Origin of the sequence: Enterobacter sp. UNJFSC 003 (assembly GCF_036903355.1) — a bacterium.
Classification (GTDB): Bacteria; Pseudomonadota; Gammaproteobacteria; order Enterobacterales; family Enterobacteriaceae; genus Enterobacter.
In genome coordinates this window covers 1-11,943 of sequence record NZ_JBAKHK010000019.1, presented here as the reverse complement: position 1 = coordinate 11,943, position 11,943 = coordinate 1, and the positions used below count along the sequence as shown (strand labels likewise).

General features: G+C 55.4%; 10 protein-coding genes and 1 tRNA gene. 4 read left to right on the top strand and 7 right to left on the bottom strand.

The window, feature by feature from the left end; all coding sequences use genetic code 11:
• The first annotated feature begins 7 nt into the window (after positions 1-7).
• Positions 8-883, top strand: coding sequence for a LysR family transcriptional regulator AmpR (gene ampR, locus V5P19_RS22320; RefSeq protein ID WP_334407646.1), 876 nt, complete (start codon positions 8-10; stop codon positions 881-883).
• A gap of 28 nt (positions 884-911) precedes the next feature.
• Here the strand turns inward: ampR and frdD are convergent, their stop codons facing one another.
• From frdD to frdA, 4 genes are read right to left on the bottom strand one after another with little or no spacing between them, the layout of a single operon-like run.
• On the bottom strand, positions 912-1,271 hold the full coding sequence (frdD, locus tag V5P19_RS22315) for a fumarate reductase subunit FrdD (protein ID WP_334407644.1): 360 nt from the start codon (positions 1,269-1,271) through the stop codon (positions 912-914).
• A 10-nt stretch (positions 1,272-1,281) separates the two neighbouring features.
• Positions 1,282-1,677: a fumarate reductase subunit FrdC gene (gene frdC / locus V5P19_RS22310; protein ID WP_334407688.1), complete on the bottom strand. Its 396-nt coding sequence runs from the start codon at positions 1,675-1,677 to the stop codon at positions 1,282-1,284.
• Between the two features lie 10 nt (positions 1,678-1,687).
• Entirely contained in the window at positions 1,688-2,422 is a 735-nt protein-coding gene (locus V5P19_RS22305) for a succinate dehydrogenase/fumarate reductase iron-sulfur subunit (protein ID WP_334407643.1), read from the bottom strand.
• Complete coding sequence (frdA, locus tag V5P19_RS22300; protein WP_334407641.1) at positions 2,415-4,205, bottom strand: fumarate reductase (quinol) flavoprotein subunit; 1,791 nt, start codon at positions 4,203-4,205, stop codon at positions 2,415-2,417. The genes V5P19_RS22305 and frdA overlap by 8 nt, the downstream gene beginning before the upstream one ends.
• A 310-nt stretch (positions 4,206-4,515) precedes the next feature.
• Here frdA and epmA point away from each other — a divergent pair, with 310 nt between their 5' ends.
• Complete coding sequence (epmA, locus tag V5P19_RS22295) at positions 4,516-5,493, top strand: elongation factor P--(R)-beta-lysine ligase (RefSeq protein ID WP_334407639.1); 978 nt, start codon at positions 4,516-4,518, stop codon at positions 5,491-5,493.
• A 64-nt stretch (positions 5,494-5,557) separates the two neighbouring features.
• Here the strand turns inward: epmA and mscM are convergent, their stop codons facing one another.
• The 3 genes from mscM to rsgA form a co-directional block, all read right to left on the bottom strand.
• A complete protein-coding gene (mscM, locus tag V5P19_RS22290) occupies positions 5,558-8,881 on the bottom strand; it encodes a miniconductance mechanosensitive channel MscM (protein ID WP_334407637.1) in 3,324 nt (1,107 codons plus the stop codon).
• Positions 8,882-8,900: 19 nt separating this feature from the next.
• A complete protein-coding gene (gene asd, locus V5P19_RS22285) occupies positions 8,901-9,869 on the bottom strand; it encodes an archaetidylserine decarboxylase (RefSeq protein ID WP_334407635.1) in 969 nt (322 codons plus the stop codon).
• A 96-nt stretch (positions 9,870-9,965) separates the two neighbouring features.
• On the bottom strand, positions 9,966-11,018 hold the full coding sequence (gene rsgA, locus V5P19_RS22280; RefSeq protein WP_334407633.1) for a small ribosomal subunit biogenesis GTPase RsgA: 1,053 nt from the start codon (positions 11,016-11,018) through the stop codon (positions 9,966-9,968).
• Positions 11,019-11,125: 107 nt separating this feature from the next.
• Between rsgA and orn the strand changes: the two genes are divergently transcribed.
• Complete coding sequence (gene orn, locus V5P19_RS22275; protein WP_334407631.1) at positions 11,126-11,671, top strand: oligoribonuclease; 546 nt, start codon at positions 11,126-11,128, stop codon at positions 11,669-11,671.
• Positions 11,672-11,867: 196 nt separating this feature from the next.
• Positions 11,868-11,943: transfer RNA gene (locus V5P19_RS22270), tRNA-Gly, on the top strand.

Below are 11,943 nucleotides of genomic sequence, written 5' to 3'. Positions count from 1 at the left end.
TGAGGCAATGACGCGCAGCTATCTCCCTCTTAATTCGCTTCGTGCTTTCGAAGCTGCCGCAAGGCATCTTAGCTTTACGCATGCTGCGATCGAGCTGAATGTTACCCATTCCGCCATTAGTCAGCATGTTAAGACGCTGGAGCAGCACCTTAATTGCCAGCTTTTTGTCCGCGTTTCGCGTGGGTTGATGCTGACCACTGAAGGTGAGAATTTGCTGCCGGTGCTAAATGACTCGTTCGATCGAATCGCCGGGATGCTGGATCGCTTTGCAAATCATCTTGCTCAGGAGAAGCTGAAAATTGGCGTGGTGGGGACGTTTGCCATCGGCGTTTTATTCTCACTGCTTGAGGATTTTCGCCGCAGCTATCCGCATATCGATCTCCAACTTTCGACCCATAACAATCGCGTCGATCCGGCTGCCGAAGGGCTTGATTATACGGTTCGCTACGGCGGAGGCGCGTGGCACGGCACCGAGTCGACGTTTCTGTGTTATGCCCCTCTGGCTCCGCTTTGCACGCGCGATCTCGCCAGCAAATTGCATACTCCTGCCGACATCCTTAAGTTTACGCTGCTGCGCTCCTACCGGCGTGACGAGTGGGCGGCCTGGATGCAGGCGGCGGGAGAACATGCTCCCTCGCCGACGCATCGGGTGATGGTATTTGATTCGTCCGTTACCATGCTGGAGGCGGCGCAGGCGGGTGTGGGGATTGCCATCGCCCCTGTCGATATGTTTACTCATTTGCTGAACAGCGAGCGGATTGTGCAGCCCTTTACGACGCAGATAGACATGGGGAGCTACTGGCTAACGAGACTGCAGTCACGAGCAGAAACCCCCGCAATGCGCGAATTTGCTCAGTGGCTGGTGGGGAAGATGCAGAAATAACAGGCCCGCCAAACGGCGGGCCTGAATATCAAATGGTGACCACTGCAATCAGCGTCACGACGGTCAGAATGGTTGCCAGACCGTAGAAAACCCATTTGCCGTTCGGCACGTGGATCTTCAGGTCATGCATCGCATGGTGAATACGGTGCAGGCCTAACCACAACGGCAGGACGATCATCAGGAAGATAAACGCACGGCCAATAAAGCTGCTCGCGAATGCCAGCACGCGCTCATAGCTCAGCGCATCGCCCGGGAACAGCCCCAGCGGCAGCAGAATGCCAACCAGCAGGATGATGACCGGTGCAATGATGGCGCTCCACATACCGCCTGCGCCGAACAGGCCCCAGAAGACCGGCTCGTCAGAGCGTTTTGGATTTGGATTAATCACAGTCGTCTCCTTACCAGAACAGTGCGACAAACAAAATGACCACAGTGACAATGGCCGTCACTGCCCATAGCCCTTTAATAACAGGCTCTGGCCCCATTTTTTCGCCTTTAACAATGATATTTGCCGCTTTTGGCGCCAGTTCAAACCAGGTTTTGGTATGCAGGAGCGCTGCTGCGAGCACAATCAGGTTCAGTACAACGATGATGGGATTTTGCAGGAACCCAACAAAGTTGGCCCAGGTTTCAGGGCCATGTTTGAGGGCGAACACGCCGTACATCAGCTCCAGGCTGAACCAGACCGCGGGTACTGCAGTGCCTTCACGCAGCATATAGAAGCGATAAAACGGCAGGTTCTTCCACCAGGTGGACGGCATCGGCCGAACATAGGCTTTGCGTTTAGTCGTCATCATGCACTCCTTAGCGTGGTTTCAGGGTAGCAATAAGAAAGTCTTTCGAGCTTTCCACTTTACCCTGCTGAATAGCGGCGGCCGGGTCGACATGCTTCGGACAGACTTCGGAGCAGTAGCCCACAAAAGTACAGCTCCAGACCCCGTTCTGGCTGTTAAGCTGCGCCATACGTTCTTTTTTACCGTGGTCGCGGCTGTCTTCGTTATAACGATGCGCCAGAGTAATCGCGGCCGGGCCAATGAATTCCTGATTCAGGCCGAACTGTGGACAGGCGGCGTAGCACAGACCGCAGTTGATGCAGCCGGAGAACTGATGGTATTTCGCCATCTGCGCTGGCGTCTGGGTATTAGGGCCCTGATCCGGCGTACGCGGGTTGCCAATAATGTACGGCTTTATGGCTTCCAGGCTTTCGATAAAGTGGGTCATATCGACCACCAGATCGCGCTCGATCGGGAAGTTGCCCAGCGCTTCAACCTTGATGCCCTTGGTGTATTCACGCAGGAAGGTCTTACAGGCCAGCTTCGGCACTTTGTTGACCATCATGCCGCAGGAGCCACAGATGGCCATGCGGCAAGACCAGCGGTAGCTGAGGTCAGGTGCCAGGTTGTCTTTAATATAACCGAGCGCATCCAGCAGTGAGGTTTGCTCGTCGTAAGGGACTTCGTAGAAAGCGCTGTGGGGTGCAGAATCCACTTCCGGGTTGTAACGCACCACTTCAACGTTCAGTTTTTGCATCTCAGCCATTCGCCTTCTCCTTCTTCTCGGCGGCTTCTGCTTCGGCACCGTACACGCGTTTCGCTGGTGGCAGCGTGGTGATCTTCACGTCGCTGTAGTCCAGACGGGTCGTACCGTCCGCATCGCGCCAGGCGAGGGTGTGTTTGAGGAAATTGACGTCGTCACGCTCTGTGCAGCCTTCGTCAAGACGCTGGTGTGCGCCGCGTGATTCTTTACGCGCCAGCGCCGAGTGCGCCATGCACTCCGCCACGTTCAGCCCGTGGCCCAGTTCAATGGTGTAGAGCAGGTCGGTATTGAACACGCTGGACGTGTCGGTGATACGCACGCGTTTGAAGCGTTCCTGCAGTTCCGCCAGTTTGTCGACGGTTTTTTGCATCAGCTCAGGTGTACGGTAGATCCCGCAGCCTTCTTCCATCGACAGGCCCATCTCGTCGCGGATTTTAGACCAGTTCTCGTTACCTTCCTGGTTGACCAGGTTTTTCAGGCGTTTTTCAACGTCAGCGACCTGCGCGTCGAGTGCGGCACTGTTTGCTTCGCCCACAGTTGCGGCGCGCTCCATTGCACGTTCGCCCGCCATACGGCCAAAGACGACCAGTTCTGCCAGTGAGTTAGACCCCAGACGGTTAGCGCCGTGCAGACCGACAGAGGAGCACTCGCCCACGGCGAATAGCCCTTTAATACGGGTTTCGCACTGCTGATCGGTTTCGATGCCGCCCATGGTGTAGTGAGCCGTAGGACGAACCGGAATCGGCTCTTTCACCGGGTCGACCCCCACGTAGGCTTTTGCCAGTTCGCAGATGAACGGCAGACGTTCCAGCAGTTTCTTCTCGCCGAGGTGACGCAGGTCGAGGTAGACCACATCACCGCGCGGCGTAGAGATGGTGTTGCCTTTGCGCCACTCGTGCCAGAAGGCCTGAGAGACTTTGTCGCGCGGGCCCAACTCCATGTATTTGTTCTTCGGCTCGCCGAGCGGGGTTTCCGGGCCCATGCCGTAATCCTGCAGGTAGCGGTAGCCGTTTTTGTTGACCAGAATACCGCCTTCGCCGCGGCAGCCTTCCGTCATCAGAATGCCGGAGCCCGGCAGACCGGTTGGGTGATACTGCACGAATTCCATGTCGCGCAGCGGCACGCCGTGGCCGAGCGCCATGCCCATACCGTCGCCGGTGACGATACCGCCGTTGGTGTTATAACGATAAACGCGGCCCGCCCCGCCCGTTGCCATCACCACCGCATTGGCGCGGATCTGGACGAGCGTGCCTTCCATCATATTCATTGCCACCAGACCACGCGCCTGGCCATCATCAACCAGTATGTCGAGGACGAAATGTTCATCAAAGCGCTGAATTTGTGGGAACTGAAGGGAGGTCTGGAACAGAGTATGCAGCATGTGGAAGCCGGTCTTATCGGCGGCAAACCAGGTACGTTCGATTTTCATTCCACCGAAGCGGCGAACGTTAACGCTGCCGTCGGGACGACGACTCCACGGGCATCCCCACTGCTCAAGCTGGGTCATTTCTGTTGGACAATGGTGTACGAAGTAGTCAACGACATCCTGTTCGCAAAGCCAGTCGCCCCCTGCAACCGTGTCGTGGAAATGGTATTCGAAGCTGTCATGATCCTGCGCAACGGCGGCGGATCCTCCTTCTGCGGCTACCGTGTGGCTGCGCATCGGATAGACTTTTGAAATCAGTGCGATTTTAGCGTTAGGATTAGCCTGTGCTGCAGCAATTGCAGCACGTAATCCAGCTCCGCCAGCGCCTATTACGGCAAGATCGGCTTGAAAAGTTTGCACGACATTCCTCCAGATTTTTGTTTTTCCGCAACGCGTTGAGCTAAAGGTAGCTCACCTGTCCGAACGGACAATTGCGAAAGCGTTTCCACTGCTCCTTTATGGGTAAAACAGTATAACCGCATGGACATCGGGGAAATTTGACGCGTTCGATTTTTTTGCTGTTCTGTGCGGTGATTTATCATCGTGATTGATGAATCCCGTCACGTTATTTTTCTTCATAATGAAAAAGGGGCTTTTACTGCGCAAAATTTGTCTCCGCCACGGCTTACGAGTAGACTTCGTGCCCTTGTCTGAAATCGGAGAAAAACTCATGAGCGAAACGGCCACCTGGCAGCCGAGCGCATCCATCCCAAACCTGTTAAAACGCGCAGCAATTATGGCGGAAATTCGCCGTTTCTTTGCCGACCGCGGAGTTCTTGAGGTGGAAACGCCGTGCATGAGTCAGGCAACGGTAACGGATATTCATCTGGTCCCGTTTGAAACCCGTTTCGTCGGTCCTGGTCACTCTCAGGGCATGAACCTCTATCTGATGACCAGCCCGGAATATCATATGAAGCGCCTGCTGGCTGCAGGTTGTGGCCCGGTGTATCAGCTGTGTCGTAGCTTCCGCAATGAAGAGATGGGGCGTCATCACAATCCTGAATTCACGATGCTGGAGTGGTATCGCCCGCACTACGATATGTACCGCTTGATGAATGAGGTAGACGATCTGCTGCAACAGGTTCTGGACTGCGCAGAGGCAGAAACGCTCTCCTATCAGCAGGCCTTCCAGCGCCATCTGGAGATCGACCCCCTGTCAGCGGATAAAACCCAGCTGCGTGACGTGGCGGCGAAACTTGATCTCAGCAACGTGGCGGATACCGAAGAAGATCGTGACACGCTCCTGCAGCTGCTGTTCACCTTTGGCGTTGAACCCCAGATTGGTAAAGACCGTCCGACGTTTGTCTATCACTTCCCGGCAAGCCAGGCGTCACTGGCGCAGATCAGCACTGAAGATCACCGCGTGGCGGAACGTTTTGAGGTCTATTACAAAGGTATTGAGCTGGCGAACGGGTTCCACGAGCTGACCGACGCACGCGAACAGCAGCAGCGTTTTGAGCAAGATAACCGCAAGCGCGCCGCGCGCGATCTGCCGCAGCAGCCGATTGATAACAACCTGCTGGAAGCTCTAAAAGCGGGTCTGCCGGATTGTTCCGGCGTCGCACTGGGTGTGGATCGCCTGGTGATGCTGGCTCTGGGCGCAGAACAGCTGGGCGAGGTGATCGCGTTTACGGTCGATCGCGCCTAAAAAAATGCCGGGTGGCGCTACGCTTACCACCCGGCCTGCTTTTCCCGAACGGAAGAGGCCAGCGTTATAAACTTCCTGCCGGACGCTTACGCCCTGCTGACGACAGCGTTCTCCCCGTTTTATTCCCCCCCAGACTTTCCAGACGCATCTGGAACGGTGGGAACGGCATATCAATACCATGCTCGCGGAAGCCCGCCAGAATCAGCTGGTGGATCTCATGACGCAGCGGCATACGGTGCCCCATCTCGGCGGCATAGATTCGCAGCTCGAAAATCTGGATCCCCTGCTGCAAATCAACGAGGAATACTTCCGGTGCCGGGTTATCGATCACCAGTGAACAACGTTCTGCTGCAGTGTAAAGGATCTGCGTGACCTCTTCGCTGTTGGCGTCTGATGGCGCAGGCACCGTCAGCACCACACGGGTGACGGAGTCGGACAGCGACCAGTTAATAAACTGCTCGGTGATGAACGCCTTGTTCGGCACGATGATCTCTTTGCGATCCCAGTCGCTGATGGTCGTGGCACGCGTGTTGATCTTGGTGACGCTACCGGTCAGATCGCGGATCGTCACCGTATCGCCAATACGGATCGGTTTTTCAAACAGAATAATCAAGCCGGACACGAAGTTGGCGAAGATCTCCTGCAAACCAAAGCCCAGACCTACGGTCAGGGCCGCGACCAGCCACTGCAGCTTCGACCACTCAATACCGATCATTGAGAAGCCAACCAGCCCACCAAACAACATGATCAGGTATTTGGTGATGGTGGTAATGGCATAGCCTGTGCCGGGCGTTAAATCCAGATGCTGGAGCAGCGCCAGCTCCAGCAGCGCCGGGAAATTACGGACCAGCTGCGTAGTGATGATCAGCACCAGAATGGCAATCAGCACGGCACCTAAGGTAATCGGCTCCAGGCTTTCTACGCCCTGCACCGTGGACGTTACATCCCACAGTGAAATATTTTCCAGGAAGCCGAATGCGGAATGTATTTCTGACCACAGGACAATCACCGACAATAGGGCAATCAGCATCAGAATGGAACGCACCAATCGTAATGATTGAGTACTGATGGCATCCAGATCCAGCTCCACTTCGTCGGCATCCGTCGCCCCTTCGGTACTGTTGACGTGGTTTGGCTCTTCTTCGCCTCGTGCACGCTGGGCAAGAATTTCAGCCCGTCGATGTTTGGCGCGGTCAAATGCCAGACGGCGGCGCTGGATGAGCATCCAACGACGGATAATGTGATAGACCACCAGCAGCAGGAACCAAATGGCAACTGACGTTTCCAGTCGTGCTAGCAGCGCCTGAGCGGTGGCGAGATAGCCAACCGCTGCTGCCAGCATCGCGACCAGCGGTGCGGAGAGCATCATGTTCCACAGCAGGCGGTTGAACATGTTATCGCCGCTGCCCGTTTTATCGAGATACAGCGGTATACCGGCACGCTTCAGACTGAGCTTAACCATCGCCAGCGCGCCGCAAATCAACATAAAGCAAAGGCGGCCCAGCGAACCGGAGAACTCCCGATCGTTGAGGTTATCAAACATAATCAGCGCCATGATCAGCGGCACGATAAGCCCGATGCTCATCAGGTAGTAGCGCATGCCTCGCGCGACGCGGTTGCGCGGCCAGCCAAAGTGGGCGACAAACAGGCCGTTCGGACGGGCAAAGGTGGCGCAAATCATAACCACCCACAGCAGCGGCACGGTGGCCGTCACACCATCGCCAATCGCCACGGCGAGCGGATACGGCCACGCTTCGCGCAGGCCATATCCCAACGTCATCCACAGCACCGGCAGCGGTGATGCGACGAGAATCGACCAGAACACAGTGCGCAAGGTCAGCCAGAAGTGATCCTGGGTCACTTTGCCTACCCGGGCGCTGGAGCGTTCCAGGAAGCGGGTGAAATGCCGACGCGAGTAAATGCTGAAACCGACAAGAATCAACGCACCCAGCAGCGGGAAGATAGTCTCTTTGCTGGTCAGCATCATTACGCTGGCCTGGCCCAGCTGGCTGAAGGTATCCAGCGAAATCAGGCGGCGCAGATCCTGAACAATCTCAATCGGCCATGAGAAGGTCATTGGACGGACGTCAGAAGTCCAGAAGAGATAACGGTGCGTGGCCTCGTTCACCTCTTTCAGCGCATCTTCAAGTTGGCTGTTGGAGACCTTCAGCTTGGTCAGCTCCAGAATCAGCGTATCGCCGCCCTGCAGCAGGGAATTCAGAAGCTCGCGCTGCGTGCGCATCTGGGCTTCCAGGATACGGGTTTGCTCGGCGGTGAGCGGTTGGCCATCGGCCTGACGTATCTGGCGGATTTGCGGCTGTTTGTTGAGGAGATCTTCAAAGTGCAGGCGCTGTACGCGCAGCTGGGCCATCTCGGTATCTAGCTGCTGTGGTTTTGGCATTTCCGGCAGGCGGGCGACCTGCGCACGTAAGGCCTCGCCCAGCAGGTTTGATGAGCCCAGCCACTGAGACTGTTCGCGCAGGGTATTAAGCGCCTGACGTACCTGCAGGGTTTGATTGGTGGCCTGCCGCTGTTGAGAGGCAACCAGATCCATACGCTGCGCCTGCTGGTTCAGGGCGGCAGAAAGTTCGCGGTTAATCCTGAACTGTTCGTTAATACCGGCTGGCAGGTTTTCACTGTTCTCTGCCAGCAATTCCGTACTTTCAAGCGCACGCTCTGCTTCACGCTGGCGCTGGCTGTTTAACTGGTTACGCAGCCCCTGAAGATAAGCGTCAAGCTGCTCGCTCTGCTTTTGCGCCAGTTCAGAGCGCATCCGGGACAGCTCCTGGCGATTATTGGCGGAAAGCTGCGCCAGCTCCAGCTCATCGACCAGCGCTTTGAGCCGCGCGGACTCGGCCTGAAGCCCAAGATTTTGCGCCTGGCTTTGCGGCGTGTTGCCCGTCTGTGTGCCAACGCGACGTTCGACCTCATTTAGCTGACGACGTGCGTCGGTTTGCTGTTGCGGCAGTTGGCTGAGTGAATCGGCGATTTCGCGCGCGCGCTCCTGCTCCTGCTGCGCCAGACGGCTTTTTTCCAGAAGCTGGCTACTGACCTGCAGGATCTCCTGATTCAGTGCATCGGAGGTCATGCCCGCGGGAATATCGCGCGGTTCATCGCGCAGGTTATTAAGCTGCGTGCGTAGCGTTTGCGAGAGTTTGGGGAAGTTGTCAATAACCTGCTGATATTGCTGAGCGCGCTCAAGGGAGCCTTTCCGCTCCTCAAGCGCGTTCAGTGCGGACTGGAGCGACTCGACGGTCTCTGGCTGAGCGGGTTTGGCCGCTTTTGCCTGCTCCAGTTCTTGGGTTATCTGTTTGGCGTCGGGGGCTGTCGCTGCGTACGCCCCCATGCTGAGGCACCAGGCCATCAGTAATACGATAATCGGGCGCACGTCAGCGATCCTTCTGTTGTTAGCCTTCGTCTTTCTTGTCGTCAACCAGCGGGCTGGCGTCATGCTCGGCAATAATCTCTTCTTCTGCCAGCGGCGCAGGCTCTGCGTCAGGCGTCACGAAGGTTTCGGTAGAAACGGCCAGCGGCTGACCCAGTTTGGTCACCGACAGACTCTGAAGCTGTTCAACCAGGTTCACTTTACCCGGCGCAAACAGGTTAATAACGGTAGAACCCAGCTTGAAGCGACCCATCTCCTGACCTTTCAGCAGGGCTACGGAGCCTTCTGCCTCACCGGCAGGCCAGGTCCAGCGCTTGATAACGCCTTCGCGTGGCGGGGTGATAGTGCCTGCCCAGACGGTTTCAATGCTGCCTACAATGGTAGCACCCACCAGAATCTGTGCCATTGGGCCAAATTCAGTATCAAACAGACAGATGACGCGCTCGTTACGGGCGAACAGATTTGGGACGTTTTGCGCGGTTAGGTGGTTGACGGAGAACAGGTCACCCGGCACGTAGATCATCTCGCGCAGAATACCATTACACGGCATGTGCACGCGGTGGTAGTCGCGCGGTGACAGATACGTTGTGGCAAACGAGCCATTACGGAACAGATCCGCCATCAGGTAGTTACCCGCCAACAGCGCTTCAAGGCTGTAGTTGTGGCCTTTTGCCTGCAGAATTTTGTCGTCTTCGATTTTGCCGAGCTGGCTGATCACACCATCAGCAGGCATCACCAGTACGTTAGGATCGGTGTTTAACGGACGGACTTCGTCACGCAGCGGGCGAACGAAAAAATCGTTGAAGGTGCGATAGCTGGCGGTATCTGGCTTCTGCGCCTCTTTCATGTCGACCTTGTAGTATTTCACAAACAGATCGATGACCAGTTTGGTCAGCCAGCCCGCTCGTTTGCTCGCGCCCCAGCCCGCCAGGCGAGTGAGCCACAGTTTTGGCAGAATGTATTGAAGCGAAAGTTTAAATGAGTTTAACAAGGTAGCCTCCAGGCCATTGTTTGTCGTTCCTGATCCGGCTGTAAGCAGCCGGAACCTGAAAAAGGGGGACGATTTTAGCGATGCTTAGCTTAGTTGTCAGTTATCAGAATCAGAAAAGTTTTTACGCGTTTTTACTTCGTCCATGCTCTCAAGAATGCGGTGATAATTCTCGAAGCGGGTCTCCGCAATTTCACCTTTCTCTACCGCTTCCCGGATGGCGCAGCCCGGATCGTTATCATGTTTACAGTCGCGATATTTACATGCACCTAAATAATCATGGAATTCGACAAATCCGTTGAAGATTTGTTCCGGTTCGAGGTGCCACAAGCCGAACTCACGTACGCCCGGGGAGTCAATGACGTCACCGCCGTGCGGGAAGTGATACAGACGCGAGGCAGTGGTGGTGTGCTGACCCAGACCAGACACATTCGAGACATCGTTGGTGAGGATCTCTTGCTGGAGGCCGAGAAGGTTATTCAGCAGACTCGATTTACCCACGCCTGACTGGCCTGCAAAGATGCTGATGCGATCGGTCAGAGCTTCTTCTAACGGCTTCAGGCCATCTTTCGTGTGGCTGGAGACCATCAGCACGCGATAGCCGATTTTACGGTAGATATCCATCTGCTCATTCACGAAGGCCATGCTTTCGTCATTCAGCAGATCGATTTTGTTCAAGACAATGATTGGTTCAACCTGCAGCGTTTCGCAGGCAACGAGATAACGGTCGATAATGTTGAGCGACAGCTCGGGCAAAATCGCCGACACGATAATGATCTGGTTGATGTTAGCAGCAATCGGTTTTACGCCATCGTAGAAATCCGGGCGGGTCAGTACCGACGTGCGTTCGTGTACGGCTTCAACGATGCCTTTAACCGTCACCCCTTCTGCAGCTTGCTTGCCCGGACGCCATACCACGCGGTCACCGGTGACCAGTGAACGGATGGTGCGACGGATATTACAGCGGTGGATATCACCATCGCTGGATTCGACATCGGCATGCATACCAAAACGGCTAATTACGACACCTTCTGTCGCTTCGCCAAACAGGTTGTCGTCGTAATCCGGCTTCTCCGAAGTGGTTTTAAGACGGCGCTGGTGATTGGCGTTGACGCGGCGCTGCTGCCCTTTGGAGAGTTTATTTTTACTCAATCGCGCTGGCTCCTGGTCGCCCATGATGGGCAAAACCTCTATGATACACTCTAATTAATACTAGTTAACCTGCTACTGCCGGTTATGCGAGAAGGGTGGAAAATAACATGAGCGCGGATGAAAACAACCTGATTTGGATCGATCTTGAAATGACCGGGCTGGATCCCGAGCGCGATCGCATCATTGAAATTGCAACACTGGTCACCGATGCAAACCTGAATATTCTGGCGGAAGGGCCAACGATTGCGGTTCATCAGTCAGACGATCAGCTTGCGCTGATGGATGATTGGAACGTGCGTACCCACACCGGCAGTGGCCTGGTTGAGCGTGTGAAGACGAGTACCATGGGCGACCGCGAAGCGGAACTGGCGACGCTTGAGTTCCTGAAACAGTGGGTTCCGGCAGGCAAATCACCTATCTGCGGCAACAGTATTGGCCAGGATCGTCGTTTCCTGTTTAAGTATATGCCGGAGCTGGAATCCTATTTCCATTATCGCTACCTGGATGTCAGCACGCTCAAAGAGCTGGCGCGTCGCTGGAAACCTGAAATCCTGGACGGCTTTAAAAAGCAGGGGACACATCAGGCGATGGATGACATTCGAGAGTCCGTCGCGGAACTGGCGTACTACCGCGAAAACTTTATTAAGCTGTGATTTTGCGACCAGGCGCCTTGCGTGAGCGGGTTTTTGCCGTTAAATTGTTCAGCTTGCCGATTAAATAAGCACTTGAACTGAATTTCGAAAAAATCGCTTTAAGGGGGGTTGCAGCTAAACGGATTTCTCGTATAATGCGCCTCCCGTAACGACAGAGAATTACACGTTACGACAGCTACAAAAGCAGTACAGATTTGCGGGAATAGCTCAGTTGGTAGAGCACGACCTTGCCAAGGTCGGGGTCGCGAGTTCGAGTCTCGTTTCCCGCTCCA

Bases quoted from the DNA above. Each gene is read 5' to 3' on its own strand.
- ampR (WP_334407646.1), top strand. From the start codon at position 8: ATGACGCGCAGCTATCTCCCTCTTAATTCGCTTCGTGCTTTCGAAGCT.
- frdC (WP_334407688.1), bottom strand. From the start codon at position 1,677: ATGACGACTAAACGCAAAGCCTATGTTCGGCCGATGCCGTCCACCTGG.
- V5P19_RS22305 (WP_334407643.1), bottom strand. From the start codon at position 2,422: ATGGCTGAGATGCAAAAACTGAACGTTGAAGTGGTGCGTTACAACCCG.
- epmA (WP_334407639.1), top strand. From the start codon at position 4,516: ATGAGCGAAACGGCCACCTGGCAGCCGAGCGCATCCATCCCAAACCTG.
- orn (WP_334407631.1), top strand. From the start codon at position 11,126: ATGAGCGCGGATGAAAACAACCTGATTTGGATCGATCTTGAAATGACC.